Source organism: Planktotalea frisia (genome assembly GCF_001890925.1).
GTDB lineage: Bacteria > Pseudomonadota > Alphaproteobacteria > Rhodobacterales > Rhodobacteraceae > Planktotalea > Planktotalea frisia.
This window is the reverse complement of sequence record NZ_MLCB01000095.1, coordinates 16839-35926: the sequence shown is the minus strand read 5'-3', so window position 1 is coordinate 35926 and position 19088 is coordinate 16839. Positions and strand designations below refer to the sequence as shown.

Here is a 19088-nt window from a genome sequence, read left to right as displayed (position 1 = left end):
ATCAATCTCCTGCCGCGCGGCCCTTAAGGGCGACGATGCCTTTGGGGCGGAATTGGATGAACAGGATGACAAACAAGATCATGTAAGTCTGAGCGGCCAATGTGTTGGACGGGTTCAACCATTCGATCCCTTTTTGCCCAAAACCAATCATCGCAGCCCCCGCCAGCGTGCCCCAGACATTGCCGACACCGCCCACGACCACCGTCATGAAACTTTGCACAATGTAGTCGGATCCCATTTCGGACGTGACTTTAGCGTAGAGCCCGATGGCCACTCCTGCGATCCCCGCGATGCCAGACCCAAGACCAAAGGTCATCATGTTGATACGGTCCGGATTGATCCCCATCGAGGATGCCATGCCTGGGTTTTGGGTCACTGCGCGGACCTCTAGCCCCAGTCGTGTGCGCTTGAGGATGTAGATGATCAGCCCTAGGAATAGCAGCGCCAGAACAAAGATCGCGATGCGGATAAAGCTGATCTGGATCACGTCATTGAACACCCAAGCGCCGGCCAACCAATCGGGCGAGGTCAGCGGGCGGGCCTGCGTGCCAAAGACGTTCTTGGCCAATTGCTGCAACGCAATCGAGATGCCGAAAGTGGCGAGCAATGTTTCCAAAGGTCGGTGATACAGGCGGCGGATCACCAACCTTTCCATGACGACGCCCGCCGCAAATGTGACCGCAAAGGCCAGCGGCAACGCGATCATCAGTGACACTGTGTAGTTGGTAACGAAAAGCTGCACGACATAGCCCGTGTAGGCGCCCATCATGATGAATTCACCGTGCGCCATATTGATCACGCCCATGACACCAAAGGTAATCGCAAGCCCAATCGCTGCGAGGAAAAAGATCGAGGCGAGTGACAATGCATCCAGCGTTAAATCAGCGATTTGCGCAGTGGCAACGCGGCTTTCAACTGTTTTGAGCACGGTTTGCGCCGCATTCGTAATGTCTGCATTAGGTTCATCATAAAGCGCAAAGAAAACATGATCTTCTAACGCCGCGTCGCGTGCGCCTTTAGTGATCAGGCGAGGTACTAAACCATCCGCCGCTAACGCTGCATAGGCGGTTTCTCGGATGGTCGGATCGGTCATTTGATTCAAAGCGAACCCGCCAATGCGACCCTCTACAATGTTCGTTTCCAGTGCCGCCTTGATGTCTGCTTGTGTTTGCTTGGCGGGTGCGAAGTCTGCGTTCACGAGCGCCAAATATGACATGTCGGGCGTGCCCATTGGATCGAACGTAGCGGCGACATTCGCGTCGGGAAGGGATTTTGCAACGCCCGCTTTTGTGCTCAAAATTTGGTTCAGTACTGCGCGGGCTTCGACTGAGGTATCAGAAGACAGGCTGTTGATCGCCGCGATGCGGTCCTTGGGATCATCCGCAAAACGCGCGGATAGAAAGTTGGCGAGTTGAATCTTGCGCGCTTTGAGTGCGCCGTCCACCTCTGGTTCGATTGAGGCCAAAAGCGGGGCAAGCTGTGCTGCCTCAGGGCGGCGCGCAATCGATGCCACAGCGCTTTCACGGCGTGAAAGATCAGGATCAATCAGTTGAAATTGCACTAATGCGGTTCCAATCAAACGTCGAACGCCTCCGTTTGGTTTGAGTTGCTTGTAATCAGATTTGGAGGCGATGGTTGTGGTGCCTGTGTCAACGTCTGTCAGCGAAATATCATCGCCCGATGCCATCCCTATAAAGAAGACACCATCATTGCGTTGCCAAACATTTTTGTTCGCCCATTGCTCTAGAAAACCCGTAACCTGAGGCAAGCCAGAGACGGCAATTGCGTCGAGCGCGTCGCTAACAGAGCTGCGCGAAGGTTTGGCGATTTCTTTGGCGTGGGTTTGCAAAATCGGTTGGAGCGTCTGTGCAAATGCCATGGGTCCGCTACAGATGACAAGGATCAAGGCAAAAAGTGCAGAGCGCATTGGGGAACTTTCAGAAGACTGAGAGCAGGCGCGCAGCGGAAAAAAGAGGGAAGCCGCGCGCCTGCCAAGAAGGTTTAGTAGTTGGACGTCAGCTGAACGCAGGTCTCTGTTTCAACGTTGTACATCCCGCAGCCTAAGTCTTTCCAATCGGATTTGAGCACTGCGGAGGCAGGCAAGAAGTCTGTCCATGCATCGCCCGGTACTTCGGTGGTTTGGCTGATGATGTCGAACTGACCGTCCGCTTGGATCTCGCCGATCAGGACCGGTTTGGCCAAGTGATGGTTCGGCAACATCACGGCTGTGCCACCTGTTAGGTTCGGATACTCTTGACCATACATTGCGCTGCGCACTGCATCCACGTCCGTTGTTCCAGCCGCAGTTGCTGCGTTCACCCACATGTTGAAGCCGATGTAGTGTGCTTCCATAGGATCATTGGTCACACGCTCTTCACCTGCGAAGGCTTTCCACGCAGCGATGAAATCTGTGTTGGCGTCAGATTCTGCGGATTGGAAGTAGTTCCATGCCGCCAAGTGACCGACCAAGTTGGATGTGTCCAAGCCGGACAGTTCTTCCTCACCGACCGAAAACGCGACGACGGGAATATCGTCAGCTGAAATGCCTGCAGCCGCCAGCTCTTTGTAAAACCCGATGTTTGCGTCGCCGTTGATTGTTGAGATCACGCCGACCTGCTTGCCGTCTTCGCCAAGGGCAACAACATCAGCCACGATCGTGGCCCAATCAGATTGACCAAAGGGCGTGTAGTTCACAAAAATGTCTTCGGCCGCGATCCCTTTATCCTTGAGATAGGATTCAAGGATGTTGTTGGTGGTTCTGGGGTAGACATAGTCTGTGCCGAGCAGAGCAAATTTCTCGACCCCCAGTTCCTCCAGGAAATAATCAGTTGCTGGAATGGCTTGTTGGTTTGGCGCCGCCCCCGTGTAAAACACGTTCTTAGACGACTCTTCGCCCTCATATTGCACAGGGTAGAACAGCAGGCCGTTTAGCTCTTCGATCACGGGCAGCACAGATTTACGCGACACGGATGTCCAGTTGCCAAAGATCACATCGACTTTGTTCACTGTCAAAAGCTCGCGGGCTTTTTCCGCGAACAAAGGCCAGTCGGATGCGGGGTCAACGACGACCGCTTCTAACTCGCAACCCAAAAGGCCGCCCTTTGCGTTTTGCTGCTCAATCAGCATGAGCATCGCGTCTTTCAGTGTTGTTTCGGAAATCGCCATAGAACCAGACAAGGAATGCAATACGCCTACCTTAATCGGGTCAGCACATTCAGCGATTGCAGCGGAGCCAGCGACGCATAGAACGCTAGCGGATATAGTTGAGAGCAGAGTGGAACGAAGTGTCAAAGGAAAATCCCCTAATTTCTCGCCACGTATTCTGAGCCGCTGCTAGGCAAAACCTAGCGAGAATGCTATGCGAATTACGCAGCTTCTTGTTGCAGCCATGCGGGGGTCGTTATCTGCCAGGATTGCACCCTCGCGTGGCATTGAAGTGCCCGTAACCGGACGGTTAGACCCTTGAATAAAGGTTGTCAGAACAAAAGGACTCAGCGCACCAATCTTTTTGGAATCCTCGATTGTGCTGAAAATTCTATCGGTGAGTTTACGACTGCCTATAGTTTGGGCGCTTTCGTTAGTCTGAGGATCGATAGACTCTAGATTACCTCGGATTTCGCACCGAGTTCGCAGGGTTCTGCTAATGCGTTCTGATGTGTGCCTGACACCTTGTTACGGATCTTGCTCTGGTGAGAAACGTCGCAAGCGTGTTGGATTTATTCGTTAAAGCAGTTTGTAGATGTCACCTTTTACTGTGCCGCTCTTGTTGATTAACGCTTTTGGTTGCCACTGTTACGGTAAGCTCTGTAGGGGCAAGTGGGCGTTAATCTAAACCAGAACCACTCGCTTACGATATCACTGGGCGTCGTTTAACGCTCATCAGCAAGCCAGCGGTCAAAATAACCAGCGCTATTATGCTCGGCAGATTAAGGGTTTCGCCCAAAATCAACGCGCCTAATATTGCGCCGCCCCCCGGTACAGCGGCCAGGATGAAGGAGGTATTGCCATTGCCAATCGTGCGCGAGGCGTGGGCGACAAACAGGAGGCCAATGAGGTTGGGCACAAAGCCTTGGTAAATGGCTTGCAACATGAATGGTCCAAAAGGGGCATCTGCCATACCCGAGGGCAACCAAAGCACCCAGATCGGCATGTAAATTGCGGCATTGACGACTGTGCCGCAAAAGATGATCTGCATTGCCCCGAGCCGCCAGCGCTCTGCCAATATCATATAGGCAGAGAAAAACAGCGCACCCGTCAAAAATAGCACGTCGCCTATCCATGCATCTGCGCTGCTGGTCACGCTTGCGTCCCATGCCAGCACAATCGCGGACACAAGGATTAGTAACCCGCCAACAACTTGCTTAACACTTGGTAAGACGCGCATCAGGATGATTGCAAAGAGGATGCTGATGAGCGGCAAAAGCCCATTCATGAATATCCCTCCGTGCGCAGCGGGTGCATAGAGAAAGCCGGAAAAGACAAAGAGAATGTAGACCGGCCCCAGAATAAAAGAGAGTACAGCAATCTGGAAGAAACGTAGCCCGCGCCAAGGCTTGTAATAGATGCACAGCGGCACAGCGATAAGCGATGCCAAACCATATCGCAAAGCGGCCAAGTCATAGACCGTTAGTCCACTGTCATTTGCGACGCGGCTGACGATCAACCAGAAAGACCAAACAAGCACAATGCACCACGCCGCAGCGTAGCCGGTAACATGAGAAGAGGAACCGGAGGACATCTGCTGAGCGCTCAAATCTATGGGAGGGACTATTTATCTATCGCACAGCAGTAAATTCAGAGTGACGCCTAGGCAAGGGGGATTAGCTAAGCTGCTTGGATCGGGCAATCCACCTCGATCAAAGACGGACCTGCCTCAGACAACCCAGCCCTTAGCGCTTTCACAAAGCTGCCGATATCCTCTGCGCGTGTCGCGGGAACGCCGTGACCTTTCGCTAAAGACACCCAATCAAGCGTTGGGTTTTCGACATCGAACATGGCTTGCGCGTTTTTGCCAACCTGCGCGACCCCTACATTTGTCAGCTCGTTGCGCAAAATCTGATAGCCGCGATTGGCAAACACGATCACCGTAACGTCCAAGTTCTCGCGCGCCATCGTCCAAAGCGATTGTAGCGTGTACATGGCCGATCCATCACCCGTCAGTGCGATGACTTTACGCTCGGGCGCTGCGATGGCCGCACCAGTTGCGCAGGGTAAACATAGACCAATAGCACCACCTGTTCCGGCAAGCATTTCATGAGGGCGTGCTTTGCCAATCAGGGGGAGGATTTTATGTCCCGATGTGACGGCTTCATTACAAACAATCGCGTTTTCAGGGATCAAGGCTGCGAGTGCTTGGCCGACTTTTTCTAGCGTTATTTGACCACTCGGAATATCGGGAAGATCGAGTGACACACTTACCATTTGGGTTTTGTTGGTGACGCCAACGGCATCCGCCAAAGCGGTCAAGGTCCACTCGATATCATCCGTGCGCGCGCACAGCTGCGCGATTGCGCAGCCAGCGGGTTCAGGCACGCTGGGTTTATCTGGATAGGCAAAGAAGGCCACGGGCCTGTCTGCCCCGATTAAAGTGATCGAGGATGTCCCAACCAACTGAGCAATTTTCGGCTCCACTGCATAGACCAACTGATCGAGCTTGGCGGTTCCTGCACCTTTGGAAATGCGCGGGATAAGCGTATCGGCCATCAGGCGACACCCAGTTGCGGCAGCGATCTTGCCTGCAAGGGTGCGCAGGGATCCAAAGAGTGCGCTATCGCCAATCAAAAGCGCGGCACCTTCGGTTTTCAACCGCTGCGCCGCTGCCTCGATCTCTTGCTGAGACGGGCGATGCAAAGCCTGTTCACCCGCGAGAGGGAGCACTGATAAATTGACTTCGTTCCAAGCTGTGTCCGCAGGTAGCACAAGCGTTGCGATCTGACCGTTTTGAGCGCGCGAAGCCTGAATTGCTGCCGCGCCATCCGCTGCAATGCTTGCGGCGTCGCCTGATAGGCGCGTCCAATGGCTGACGGCATCGCTGATGCCTTGAATATCCCCCTTCAGAGGGCTTTCATAACGCAAGTGATGGGTCGCGTGATCGCCAACAACGTTCACCACACCTGAGCCTGCTTTGCGGGCATTATGCAGATTAGCGAATGCGTTGCCAAAGCCGGGGGCAAGATGCAATAACGTGCCAGCTACATCGCGTTTCATGCGGTAATAGCCATCTGCGGCACCCGTCGTTCCACCCTCGAACAAGCACAAGACACAGTTCATTTCCGGGTGATCATCCAAGGCGGCAACGAAGTGCATCTCAGAGGTTCCGGGATTGGCGAACACTGTGTCCACACCGTTCTTCAAAAACGTCTTAACCAATGAGTGTGCGCCGTTCATAAGGATGCCCTTTCACCTAGAATAAGAAAAGCTTAGCGGATGTGGGCTTCAAAAGTCATCGGCTTTGTGTCCACGTTCCTTAGTTACCTCACGGACTTATTGCCAACTCCAGTAGATGAAGGCCAATGTGTTTACGTGCATTTCACAGCTCACCGAAAGGTGTGGCTGCAAACGGGAGCCGCTTAAATGATCGCTATCAATCCGCCGTTTACAGGAAACCCGCCCAGCGAAACGGTCGTATCGCGCATACGCGCCAATGCAAAAGCCCATCCTGACCAGCTCGCGTTGGTCTGCGGCGCAGATGAGCTGACATGGGGCGAATTTGATCTGCGGATCAACAAGGTTGCCAACCTGTTATTGCAGCTTGGCCTGCGCAAAGGCGACAACGTTGCGATTATCTCGCCCAATTCCATTCCTTATGCAGAACTTTTCATGGGCATCTTACGGGCAGGGGGCTGTGTCACGCCATTGTCTTCGATGGCGTCTTCGCAAGCGCTGCATAAAATGTTGAGCGAATGCGAGCCAAAAGCGATCTTTGTGGCAGAGCAATATTTTGATCTGGTGAGCGACTTTGTGTTGGACTTACCGCTGAAGCGCGTCGCACTCGATTTCGAGCAGGATGGTTTCGAGAGATATGAAAACGCGCTTGCACAGGCCGCAACAACCGATCCGATGATCGAGATCAAGATGCGCGATCCGTTCAATCTGATTTATTCATCCGGCACCACGGGGACGCCAAAAGGGATCGTACAAGATCACCAAATGCGCGCGGCGCAAATGGACCGCGTATCGCCCAACGGGTATGATGATAACGCGCGTACGCTGATCTCAACGCCGCTTTATTCCAACACCACGATCGTGTCGTTTATCCCGACGCTTTTTGGCGGTTCTACAGTCTATTTGATGCCAAAGTTTGATGCGCGAGGATATCTGGAAATCGTTGAGCGCGAAAAGATAACCCACACGATGCTGGTACCCGTTCAGTACAAACGCATTATGGATGTGACTGATTTTAACAGCTTTGATCTTAGTTCAATGCGGATCAAGTTTTCCACTTCTGCGCCCTTGCGCGCTGATGTCAAAGCGGATGTTCTGGCGCGGTTTCCGGGCAAACTGATTGAGTACTATGGCCTCACAGAAGGGGGTGGCGTGACGGTATTGGTCGCCGATGAACACCCGACAAAATTGCACACGGTCGGCCAGCTTGCGCCTGGCAATGACATTCGTTTGATCGATACCGCTGGCAACGAAGTGCCCAAAGGTGCCGTCGGTGAAATCTGTGGGCGAGGGCCTACGATGATGGCGGGGTATTATGGCCGCGTTGATCTGACGTCTGACTACATTTGGCGCAATGACGCGGGCGAAATCTATTTCCGCTCCGGCGATATGGGCTCGTTTGATGCGGATGGGTTCCTTGTCCTTTCGGATCGCAAGAAGGACATGATCATTTCGGGTGGATTGAATATTTATGCCAATGATCTGGAACTGATCCTGCTTGAAGACCCGGACGTGACTGACGTGGCTGTGATTGGCGTTCCGTCAGACGCATGGGGCGAGACACCCTTGGGTCTTGTCGTTTTGCGCGACGGTGCCACACGAAACGGCGAAGATATCAAGCAAAGCGCGAATGCTAGGCTGGGGAAAAGCCAGCGGCTTTCGAATATCGAGACGCGTGATGTGCTGCCGCGCAGCACGATTGGCAAGATCCTAAAGAAAGATCTGCGCGCGCCCTATTGGGATCAGGCGTAGCTTTTTAGCCGTTGAAATGCAGTTTCAAACCGGCGCTGGGCCAGCGTGTGTGATATAGACAACCAGTGCCAGACGCGGTGATCCAAGCATCCTGCATATCAGTCCCACCAAAGCAGATGTTGGTGATATACGGATCGCCCGGCACTTCTAGAAAAGTCACTTCACCACCGTCTAAAGGTACTACAGATATACCTCCGCGCATCAAAGTTGCGACACAGATCTGCCCATCCGCTTGCACGGCCAAACTGTCCAGCAGTTGATACTCTGGCAAAGTCGCGACCAAGCGTCCGGGCATGTCAAAGCGCACAGGTGCGATCTGCCCGGGCGCGATCAGATCAAAGCTCCACACGCGTCCCGTGCGGGTTTCGGCGACATGCACGGTTTTGTCGTCAGGAGACAGGCCGATGCCATTGGGCGTGATCATCGGCGCGTGGACGCGGCGAATATCGCTGCCGTTCGTTTTTGCGTAATAGAACGCGCCGTGATGGACGTATTCAGACGTCGTCTTGCCGAGATCGGTGAAATAGAAACCACCCTGAGCGTCAAACACAATGTCATTTGGGCCACGCAAAGGCTGTCCGTCGCATGCTTCATAGATCGTTTCAAACGCGCCCGTGTGAGGGTCAACGCGTTGGATTGAGCCTGTTACATAATCGTCTGGGGTGCCGATTGGGCGAGTGATGCCATCCTGGGTCGTCCAAATGAAGCCGCCGTTATTGCAAACATAAATCATCCCATCAGGTCCGACAGCAGCCCCATTCGGTCCACCACCCAATTCTGCAATAACCTCGATCTGCCTATCAGGATGCACTCGCGATAGCGTTTGCCGCTTGATCTCGACCAGAATGACAGAGCCATCAGCCATCGCGATTGGGCCTTCGGGAAACCCCAAACCGTCGCATATTTTCGTCAGTTCCATCCTGTGTCCCCTTCAAATGAAAAACGCAGCCATGCGTTAAACACGGCTGCGTTTGGGTGTTTAGTTTACCGTGAGCGCAGTGATGATTTGCTCAATCACCCCTTTGGCCTTTGCGCGCATCTCATCATCGGTGGCATCCTGTATCGGATGGGGCACCAACGCATAATGCGCACCATTCATACCAAGCGCTGCACGCTGTGCCTCAGCGGCTTGTGCGAACTCACTCGACGCAATGGCAACTGCCGGGATCCCCTGGATTTCAAACCAGACGTTGTCGTGCATACTGCACGTCGTACAAGATCCTCAGTCGGCCAATGCCTCGACGAGATAATCGCACTCATCGCGGATTTGGTGGCGCAATGCGTCGGGGCAAGGCTTCGTGTATGTTGGTTTGGCATAACGGCGCATCGAAACGCCCGGTGCTGCCTTGGCCAAGAGCTGCTCTACCTCATCCAGAAGCACATTGCCGCGCGGTTTGGAGATGTCCAACAGTCCGATTACGCCTGCCAAGCTTCCGGTCCTTGTTGTGACCTGTCGCTCAACGGGAACGCGTTCGTCCGTTGGATCGAGAATTGTTGTCATAGGGTCTCCCTTCCTCTGAGAGGTAGTCTAAGGGGCGACACGATCTGGTCAACATCCAAGATCGCGCGCCTAGTCCTTAATTTTCTTGGAAACAGACGTCGATCCGGTCGCGCCAGACACCCAGCCATAAAAGGCCGAGGAAAACTTGCCCGCCTCAGACCCCGCAACGACGATATGGATATGATCCTCGCTCGCGAACTTAGCGCCCTTTGGTGCGTCGCCTTTTTTGTCGCCTCTTAGCGCACCGTCCACGCTTTGATCTGCATCGGGCCGCGCGGTCACCTCTTGGACACGCGCGCGCAGATCAGCTTTGGAAAAAGGCCCTTCTTTCATCAACGTATCAATGTGCTCGGGGCAAACCACCAGGAGTGCGTCCACAGGCAAGTTGCGCATCTTGGGCGACAAGGCTCCGTCCAACCCAAGGCCAAGCGTGCCTGCAAGATCATGGGGGCTACGCGAGTTTTGATCAACGATATGCACAGGACCGCTGGTCATCGCAAAGAGTGTGACAACTGAGTCTTCAGCGTCAAACCCGCGCTCAACGTGCAACGCGGACCAGGGAGAGCGCGCTTCATGTTCGGCAAAGCACATGGTGAATTTCATCGGATTGCCATGGGTTGAACGCTCAACCCCGCCAGTGGACGCGCCACCCACATTGCGCACAACGAGCCTAAGTGCGCGACCAATCGTCGCGTTCGCACGGTTGCCAGCGCCCAAAGCCCCCAGCCCTGAATTCATCCCGATTTTTTCGCGGATCGGACCATTCACGATCATCACGGGGGCAGCACCCATTGTGGTGGCGGTTACGCCATGGATGTTGAATTCGTCCGTGCATGCAGCCTCGACAGCGGCGATCACGACGGGCAAATATTCAGGTTTGCATCCCGCCATCACGGCATTAATCGCGATCTTTTCAACCGTTGCTTCGCCCATGTTCGGGGGGACGGTAGCGACCAATTCTTGCGGATCACGTTTTGTACCCGCAAGCATGCGCATCACACGTTCAGGCGTCGGGGGAACCAAAGGAAGGCCATCAGAGAAGCCCTGATCAAACATGAACTCGGCCACATCATCGCTGGTCGCGATATCAATCTGTCGAGCGCGTATCGGACTGTCATTGGCCTCGGCACGCAATTTGTCATAGATGGTCGGATCAAGGTGTTTAGAGCCACATCCGGGGCGCCACTCGGGCAAGCTTGCCCAGTCAATTTGTGCCGCCGCTTGTGCGGTATGTGTGGCTATGTCTGTGGCAAGCGCCTCCCAATCGGCTCGTATAAATCCTTCAAAGTCAGTTTTCACTTCGCCCGCTTCATCAATCCAAAAGACGGAAGGCACACTCTCAATATCCCACTCGAATGCGGTTTTGCACGATGTGTCATCAAGCACAGGCATCGTAAGCCCGTGGCGCTGCGCGAAGGTTGCATTTGCGTCACCTGACTGGGCAATCAGCACAACGTCTATCGTACTTTCATGCGCCTTTTTAAACGCTTCCAAGACAGGGGCCGCGGTATTGCAGGTCTCGCAATCTTCTTTCACAAAACAGATCAAACTGGCGCGTTTGGTTGGATAGGCATGGGATGCCCCTGCCAAATCCGTCAACAAAAAGTCCCTTGGCGCTTTGCTCATCTTTGATCTCCTCTAAGTCGTCTCAGTTTGGTGGCAAAGGCAGTTAAATGTCCATGGCGGAGGTGGATGGGAATCGAACCCACCACACGCCGTTTCGACGCGTCCATGGTTTTGAAGACCAGGGAAGCCACCAGACTCCAGTCACCTCCAAGTATAACGAGCCTATCAAGCTCCAGTGCTCTGGGGAACCGCTTTCGCAGAGGCGATCTGGCGGGTGTCACTGTCTCGGATCGTCACTCCTATTGTGTCGAAATGCTCAAGTAAGGGAACAATAACTCGTCGGCTTGTGCCAAGGGCTGTGCGCGCTTGCGAGGTTGTGAAAGGTTGCTGTTTCGCAAAAGCAAAGCCAAGCGCATTTGCCGCCCAATCTAGTGTTTCTGTATGAAAGACGAGCGTGCGTTTCAGGGCGACGTTGTGGAGAGAAATGAGGCGCTTTTGTTCAAGCAAAAGCTGCTTTAGCTCTGTTGTTTCATCAGTTTGTGGTAGAGTTTCGCCAGAAGGCTCCTCTAACCCTGCAAGCCTATATGCATCTTCGATCTTACGCATCGATTGGTGCTGGGCATTGCTTAACTTTGCCATCGGATCGTGATCTGCGAGTGAGAGCATGTTCGCCGCTTTCAGCAATGCCCCTTTGGCGACAAGCTTGTCCTCAACGTATTGCACAAACAGGGCAGCAAAAGAACGGTTTTCGATCACGCTGCGCGGCGCGCTAGATCGAAGCGGATGGGCAAGGTGGTATTGAGTGAGGGCGTTTACTATCGCCAATTTGGCGACCTCAATCTGTTTCTCGCTGGTGATCCGAACAGAGTTCACGTTCACAAATTTCTCGCCTAAGACATCGGCTAGTATATCCGTTCTAACCCGTGCAAGCCGCGCGATATCCGTTTGTTTCGCAAGCCCCTTTCCCTGCTTTATCAGGGCATGGGCGATGGCCCTTGGGTCACGTTTTTGCGCAGCGACTAACACTCCCAAGCGTTCAACGTCGCCTGTCTTCGTTGGCTTTGCCTCAGGATCCAAGAACTGCGCATTCCCGAGCGTTTCCGAGGGCGACAAGCACCGCAATATTGCCACCTGACCTTCGAAGCCGACGACTGGTTTTCTGAATCGCAACTGAGCAAATTCTTGATCGTAGCCTTTGAATAATCGCACCTGTGCAACCGCACTAGAGGCACCAAACAAAACACGCAGTTCTTGCATATGTTTCAAAGGTTTTGCCGGTGCGGACAGCAATTTCAAATGTACATCGATGCAATTGGACGGCGTTCCAACCCCCTGCGTGCATAGCACCGAACCCCGCGCAATCTCGCGCGCGTTGATCCCTCTCAAATTCGCGGCCATGCGCTCGCCCACTTTGATGCGATCACGTGTAACGCCACGGCTTTGTAAACTTCTGATAGAGATTTCAGAGCCAGCAGGTTGCAGGTGTAATTTGTCTTCAAGGTTCAAGTCTTGGCCCAGCAAAGTGCCTGTTACAACGGTGCCCTGACCTTCAAGTGTGAAGGTGCGATCTATCGGTAAGAAACTATACGGTGAATGAGTGTTTTGGATTTCATATGCCAACAGCTTTTCTAAGGCATTGTGCAAGGCTTCAATACCTTGGCCAGACAGCGCGGAACACACAACTTTTGGCGCGTTCGCGTATGGTGTCTGCGATAGGGCTTGTGTGATCTCAGAAAGCCGCTTTGAATGCTCAGCCCTCGGAACGGTGTCGGACTTGGTTACAGCAATCACGGCCTGCGCAATTCCGAGCAAGCCAGCGATGCGCAAATGTTCCAAAGTCTGCGCACACACACCGTCAGCCATTGAGATAACAACCAAAGCCGCCTGCGCGCCCGAAGCGCCAGAGATCATCGCTTGAATGAAATCCGCATGCCCCGGCGCATCCACAAGATCGACGACGCCACCCGGATAGGTGCAATGCGCAAAGCCGGGCGTAATCGACAGACCGCGTGCTTTTTCTTCGGGCAAGCGGTCTGTGTCTGTGCCCGTCAGTGCGCGTACCAGTGATGTTTTGCCGTGATCCACATGGCCGATTACGACAACGCAGTAGGTCTTCATGGGCTTAGGATCTTGGCAATGGCGGCAACGATCAAGGGAACCTCTGCGGCGCGCACAGTGCGTAGATCGAAGATCGTTCTTGCGTTCTTTATCCGCCCAATCACTGGCGTTACGCTTTGGCGTAACTGCGCGGCAAACTGATCTGGGGACATAGCGGGCAGGGCGAGCGAAACCGCGAAGCTTGCGACGTCTTGCTCGGGCAATGTGCCACCGCCAACTTGGCAAGCACTCTCGAACACCTCAACGTCAATGATGCCAAGACTAGTGAGTTTGTGCGATAATTCATGCGCTCGTTGGCGAATTGTTTCTAAAGGTTCTGATAGCATCTGAAGAACAGGTATTTTCAGCGTTGGATCATGGGGCGGTCGATAAAGCCGCAAAGTCGCTTCAAGGGCCGCGAGCGAAAGCTTGTCTATGCGGACAGCGCGCATCAAAGGGTGCGATTTCAGATCGTCAATGATATCCGCACGGCCGGCAATTATTCCGGCCTGAGGACCACCCAATAACTTGTCGCCAGAGAACATCACGAGATCCACACCGGATTTAAGGATGTCAGCTACGACAGGTTCGTCCACCAAACCGTATTGCGCGAGATCAATTAGCACACCACTGCCGAGATCTTCCATCAAAATGACGTCGTTTTCTTTCGCCAGTTGCGCCAAATCGCGCCGCTCTGGCGAGGCAGTGAAACCCACTATCTTGAAATTACTGGTGTGGCTTTTCAGCAAAACTGCAGTGTCTTCGTTGATAGCGGCTGCGTAATCACTGAGCCTTGTTTTGTTGGTTGCACCCACCTCGCGCAGCATGGCACCGCTTTGTGCAATCACGTCAGGCAAACGGAATGATCCGCCGATTTCGATCAGTTCACCCCGCGAAGCAACGACATTGCGGCCTGCGGCTGTGGCCATCAAACTCAGAAGAACCGCCGCCGCGCAGTTGTTCACGACAACGGCGGCCTCTGCGCCCGTGAGTGCGCATATTAACTCTTCCACATGTGTGTGACGTGATCCGCGTTTGCCTGTGTTTAGGTCCAGCTCAAGATTGGACGGTGTAGCGGCGATGGCTTGCATCGCTTCAACCGCTTCGGGGGCCATGCGAGCGCGGCCAAGATTGGTGTGGATCAAGATGCCTGTCGCGTTGATCACTGGCTTAAGCGACGATGCGTTGGCGGAGTTTATGATGTCCTTCACCTGATCGGCGAACTGATAACTGTCAAATGCGGGAAGATCGACTTCGGCGCCGTCCAGCAATTCAGCGCGGGCCTGATCAATGATGCCGCGCAACGCGGCCACGGTTTGCGCATGACCAAGCTGGGCTTCAAGTTTTTTGATCAAAGGTTGATCGAGCAACGTCTGAATCTGTGGAAGATCTCTCAGAGTTTTGAGCACGTCCGACAAGCTCCCGCGCCGTTTTAATACAGCTTAGTTTTGCGCCGCGCGCCGCGCGAAGGCAAGCGGTGGAATGGCAAGCGCGAAACCAACAAGCGTGAGCATCAAATGGCTCAAACCCAAAATCCCACCAATGGGCGCTGCAATACAAAGACCTGCAAGGAACAGAACCACACGCATCACGGTGCTCAGCGTGCTGGAATTGAGTGGGCCGAGGAAAGCCACGTAACCTTGCAATGCGGCAGACAAGAACCACACGCCGATGAGCGCGCAACTCAAAACAATTGCGACTTCTAGCAAAGGGCCTTGGCCAATCAACGCGGGGTTCAGCACGAAGAAGAAGGGGATCACGTAGATCACACCACCTAATTTCATCGCTTCAAAACCGGTACTAAACGCATTCGCGCCAGCCATCGACGCGGCAGCAAAAGCACCCAATGCGACGGGCGGCGTGATGAAGCTGACCATGCCCCAATAGAGAATGAACAAATGCACTGCGAGTTCGTTTAACCCTGCTTGCACAAGGGCAGGCGCAAGAACCACAGCCAAGAAAATGTAGCACGCGGTTACCGTCATCCCCATGCCGAAGATGAACGAAGTTACCGCGCCCATGATGAGCAACATGGTCAAGGAGCTGCCAGCCATATGCACTAATTCGTTGGCAAGCGGACCTGTAAGACCCGTCGCTTGGAACGCGCCGACGATCATGCCGATACCAAGAAGCACAGCGACCAATTCAGACAAAGTGCGCCCGACCGATACGATGATGTTGAGAAAACCCTGCCAAGAGACACGGTCGTTCTTGTTGAATTGATTCACCACGAGAAGCAAAGCGACGGCATAAAACGGCGCTGTCTTTTCCCAGCGAAACGCGACCATGAGAAAAATCAAAAGCGCAAAAACGGCGATGTAGAGCCAGCCTTCGCGCATTGTTTGCATCACAGCGGGGCGGTCAACTTTGGGCAAGCCTTTGAGGCCGCGACGGGCGGAATAGGCATCGATCTGCACGAAAAGCCCAAAGAAATACAGCAAGGACGGGATCGCTGCCGCGAGCATGATCTCCACGTAAGGGCGGCTTAGCCATGACGCGATTACAAAGGCTGTCGCGCCCATGATCGGGGGCATCAACACACCACCTGTTGAGGCACAGGCCTCTGTCGCGGCGGCGTAGCGCGCGGAAAACCCGGTCTTTTTCATTGCAGGGATAGAGACGGCCCCAGTGGTTAACACATTGGAAATCACTGAGCCGGACATCGACCCCATAAAGCCCGATGCGAAGATTGAGACCTTCGCAGCACCGCCACGATATCCGCCTACAAGTGCCATGGCGAGGTTGTTGAAAAACTTGCCGCCGCCTGTAAATTGCAAGACCGCACCGAACAAGATGAAGCCGATTACAAGGTTGCCAAAGGCGCGCATTGGAATGCCAAAGGACGCTTCGGAGGAGATCATGAAATAAGGGATCACATCGGTGAACGGCTGGGTAAATCCATTGAGCGGATCAGGCACATGTTCGGCGAATGTCGGGTAGAGCGAGAACAATAAGACGATGCAGAACAACACCAATCCACCCGCGCGGCGTGTACCCTCTAAAATCAATAAGTAAAGCGCGATTGAGGCCCAGACAGCGCGATCAGGTGCGGCGTATTCCCAGCCGCCATCAAGGCTTGCATCGGCAGTGAAAACGAAAAAGCCTGTTATAACGAGCGTCGCTGCGGCCAAAACCCAATCGTACCAAGGGACGTCTGGCGATGGTGGTCCGTATGCGCGAAAGGTGATGAAGGTGAGGCTGAGAAAAAGACCCGCGAGGACGTAGAGATACATGCCCTCCAGCAAGGAATATCCGCCAAGTCGTAGATTGAAGAGCTGATTGATCGCGACACCAATGGCGGCCAACGTGAACACGATAATCACCCAGCGCGACGCACCGGAAAAGGTCAACCGTTCCGCTTTGCGTTCCGCCTCAATGGCTGAACTGCCGCGATCGGTGGCACTGGTTTGCTCTGTCATGTTTTGCTCCAAGCAACTGTTGGACGAGGTCTTCAGACGGGCCAAACGGCCCGCCTGCTTCACATGAAAGATCGTTTAGAAAACGACTGCAAAACCGCCTGCTTTGAGCGCCTCACGACGCTTTGCTTCCCATGCTGCTTCCCAATCTGAGGGCGCTTCGGCCTTTAGCTCTTCCCAGGCTGCCATCAATGCAGCTTGGCGCGCAATCAGGTTGTCGTTGTGTGCTTGGGCTTCATCAGACCACACACCGATTTCGGTGTAATAGCGCACTGCACCTTCATGATAGGGGGCAACCCATTGGAAGTTCTGCTTATCCAGCGCCCAACCGTTGATGCCCGGCGCGTTGCCTTTAAAGGCGTCAAAATTTTCGTTCATCGCCTTGGTCATGTTGTAGGTTAGACCCTCGTCTTGAACCGCGTAGGTCATAAGGACCGGATAAGCGTAACCCGCTGTTGCAACGCCATCTGTGTCGTCGATGGTTGCGCCAACCTTGGCGATCATCGGCGTGAAGAACGGCGCGATGGCTTGCATGCGCGCGATGCCCTCGGCGTTATTCGCATCAATCGGCGGCCAGAACACACCGCGTGGACCAGAGGCTGCTTCGTATGCGCGACCAGAATTCGTTGAGGCGAACGCGGCATCGACAGAGCCGTCGATCATACCTGCCCAGCTATCGCCAAATCCGCCGAACTCGACTTTTTCAACGTCATCCCAAGTCAAGCCGCCATAGGCGAGATAAGCACCGTTGTTCACGTTAAGCGCTGGTGCGCCTTTGACCCAAGCGACACGCATGCCTTTGAGGTCTGAGTAAGTGAAGTCTTCGCATCCCGGCTTGCCTGCTTTTTCGCAAGCCTCTGCTGCGACGGCGAGGGATAGACCGACAGTTCCACCATTGTTTGCCGCAAGAACACGCACAGGCTGCGGACCCCAATTTTCAGCACCAAATTGAAACACGCCTTCTTGGGCCATGAATGATCCACCGACACCATTCGCCGAGAATTGCACTTTGCCCTGACGCAGTGGTTCTGTGCGGGCGATGTCGTTCTTACCCGGTAGCACGCGCAGGTTTACGCCGCTTGCTGTTTGTAAGGCCGCACCAATCGCAACCGATTGATTGTAACCCGCTGATCCAGTGCCATAGGCGGTCCAAGTCAGTTGTTTTGGCAGATCAGCCCCTTCGGCCGACACAGCCCCAGCCGCGATGGAAATCGCCGCTGCTAGTGAGAATATACGCATAAAATTCCTCCCATAATGACCTTGGGATTGCAGCATACGCACCCACTTGGCCTAAGGGGAATGAACAATGCGATTGCTGCGGGAGTCAATTCCGCTGTGCGGAAAAGATGCTTACGCTGCGTCACTTTTATTTACCCTCAGGGGTCTTGAATAAACGATCTTGGAGGGTGTGATGATACCTTAGTCCTCATTTGCCTCAGGTTGGCAAAGGCCTTGTTTGGCCAAGAAGCGGACAAATAACAATGTCAAACTTTCACGTCGCGACTTGTCTGGCCACACAGCATAGATGCCGAGTGGTCGTAGCGTCCAATCAGGGATAAGCCGTACCAATTCACCGGACGCTAAGCCGCGTTCCGCTAGGAACGATGGTAGTATAGTGGCACCCAAATTCTGTTTGGCGATGTGGTAGAGCGCATCAACACTATCGACCTCGATCTGGGCCTTTCCGGTAACTTTCTCTGTTTTTCCTGACGCAGATGTAAACTCTGTTGTATCGGCCCTTTGTTGATAACGGATCCAATCCCAATCTTCCAAATCAGCAGGACGCTTGGGCATTTTGCGTGCGCGCGCATAGTCTGTTCCTGCAACCAGATAGCGTTCGCCATCGGCCAGTTTGCGCGACATCATTGAGCTGTCATCGAGCCATCCCACTCGGATATTCAAATCAAACCCATTCTCGATAAGCCCTAGGGGTTGATCGGAATAGGCGACAGAAAAAGCAACATGCGGATGCAAACGAGCAAATGTGGCGACTGCTGTGGACAGTGGGCCTGTGGACAAAAAGGCAGGTAAGGAAATGCGCAGGGCACCGACGGGCTCCAAAGACAATGCGTTGAGTTCATTCAATCCGGTTTCGGCGCTTCGGATCATTTCGACAACGCGCGCGTAAAAGATGCGACCTTCGTTGGTTAGCGAGATTTTGCGTGTCGTGCGATAGAGCAAAGTCACACCTAGATAGGCCTCAAGGTCGGACACTGTTTCGCTTATTCGGGATGGTGCTAGGCCAATGTCGTTTGCGGCTGCGCGGAATGACCCTTCATCGACGACCCTTGCGAAGATAGCCATTTGTCTAAGGTGATCAATCATTGTTCTGCCTTTCGGGCGCGTTTCTGTGACCACTTTTACTGATCCGG

13 protein-coding genes and 1 tRNA gene are annotated in these 19088 nt (G+C 53.9%); 1 reads left to right on the top strand and 13 read right to left on the bottom strand.

Annotated features, from left to right (window positions below; all coding sequences use genetic code 11):
• Nucleotide 1: 1 nt before the first annotated feature.
• The 4 genes from urtB to PFRI_RS06500 form a co-directional block, all read right to left on the bottom strand.
• Nucleotides 2-1879: an urea ABC transporter permease subunit UrtB gene (gene urtB / locus PFRI_RS06515; protein ID WP_245812303.1), complete on the bottom strand. Its 1878-nt coding sequence runs from the start codon at nucleotides 1877-1879 to the stop codon at nucleotides 2-4.
• A 122-nt stretch (nucleotides 1880-2001) separates the two neighbouring features.
• Nucleotides 2002-3291 carry an urea ABC transporter substrate-binding protein gene (gene urtA / locus PFRI_RS06510; RefSeq protein WP_245812301.1) on the bottom strand — a complete coding sequence of 430 codons (1290 nt, stop codon included), beginning with the start codon at nucleotides 3289-3291 and terminating at the stop codon, nucleotides 2002-2004.
• A 556-nt stretch (nucleotides 3292-3847) separates the two neighbouring features.
• Nucleotides 3848-4738 (bottom strand): DMT family transporter, encoded by an 891-nt coding sequence (locus PFRI_RS06505; RefSeq protein WP_072629893.1) that lies wholly within the window; start codon nucleotides 4736-4738, stop codon nucleotides 3848-3850.
• 86 nt (nucleotides 4739-4824) lie between these two features.
• On the bottom strand, nucleotides 4825-6387 hold the full coding sequence (locus PFRI_RS06500; RefSeq protein WP_072629892.1) for an acetolactate synthase large subunit: 1563 nt from the start codon (nucleotides 6385-6387) through the stop codon (nucleotides 4825-4827).
• Nucleotides 6388-6573: 186 nt separating this feature from the next.
• On the opposite strand from PFRI_RS06500, the gene PFRI_RS06495 reads away from it, so the two are divergent.
• Nucleotides 6574-8136, top strand: a complete 1563-nt coding sequence (locus PFRI_RS06495; protein ID WP_072629891.1) for a class I adenylate-forming enzyme family protein — start codon at nucleotides 6574-6576, stop codon at nucleotides 8134-8136.
• A gap of 4 nt (nucleotides 8137-8140) precedes the next feature.
• On the opposite strand, the gene PFRI_RS06490 is transcribed toward PFRI_RS06495, so the two are convergent.
• The 9 genes from PFRI_RS06490 to PFRI_RS06445 form a co-directional block, all read right to left on the bottom strand.
• Nucleotides 8141-9055 carry an SMP-30/gluconolactonase/LRE family protein gene (locus PFRI_RS06490; protein ID WP_072629890.1) on the bottom strand — a complete coding sequence of 305 codons (915 nt, stop codon included), beginning with the start codon at nucleotides 9053-9055 and terminating at the stop codon, nucleotides 8141-8143.
• A gap of 60 nt (nucleotides 9056-9115) precedes the next feature.
• Entirely contained in the window at nucleotides 9116-9637 is a 522-nt protein-coding gene (locus PFRI_RS21830; RefSeq protein ID WP_273701372.1) for a UGSC family (seleno)protein, read from the bottom strand.
• Nucleotides 9638-9706: 69 nt separating this feature from the next.
• Complete coding sequence (locus tag PFRI_RS06475; RefSeq protein ID WP_072629887.1) at nucleotides 9707-11263, bottom strand: TlpA family protein disulfide reductase; 1557 nt, start codon at nucleotides 11261-11263, stop codon at nucleotides 9707-9709.
• A gap of 54 nt (nucleotides 11264-11317) precedes the next feature.
• Nucleotides 11318-11412 (bottom strand) — tRNA-Sec (locus PFRI_RS06470).
• 16 nt (nucleotides 11413-11428) lie between these two features.
• Nucleotides 11429-13321, bottom strand: coding sequence for a selenocysteine-specific translation elongation factor (gene selB / locus PFRI_RS06465; protein ID WP_072629886.1), 1893 nt, complete (start codon nucleotides 13319-13321; stop codon nucleotides 11429-11431).
• A complete protein-coding gene (gene selA, locus PFRI_RS06460) occupies nucleotides 13318-14709 on the bottom strand; it encodes an L-seryl-tRNA(Sec) selenium transferase (protein ID WP_111445475.1) in 1392 nt (463 codons plus the stop codon). Before selA ends, selB begins: the two co-directional genes overlap by 4 nt.
• A 33-nt stretch (nucleotides 14710-14742) precedes the next feature.
• A complete protein-coding gene (locus tag PFRI_RS06455; RefSeq protein WP_072629914.1) occupies nucleotides 14743-16719 on the bottom strand; it encodes a TRAP transporter permease in 1977 nt (658 codons plus the stop codon).
• A 75-nt stretch (nucleotides 16720-16794) separates the two neighbouring features.
• Nucleotides 16795-17955 carry a TAXI family TRAP transporter solute-binding subunit gene (locus PFRI_RS06450; protein WP_072629885.1) on the bottom strand — a complete coding sequence of 387 codons (1161 nt, stop codon included), beginning with the start codon at nucleotides 17953-17955 and terminating at the stop codon, nucleotides 16795-16797.
• 180 nt (nucleotides 17956-18135) lie between these two features.
• Nucleotides 18136-19041 (bottom strand): LysR family transcriptional regulator, encoded by a 906-nt coding sequence (locus PFRI_RS06445; protein WP_072629884.1) that lies wholly within the window; start codon nucleotides 19039-19041, stop codon nucleotides 18136-18138.
• Between the last annotated feature and the right edge of the window lie 47 nt (nucleotides 19042-19088).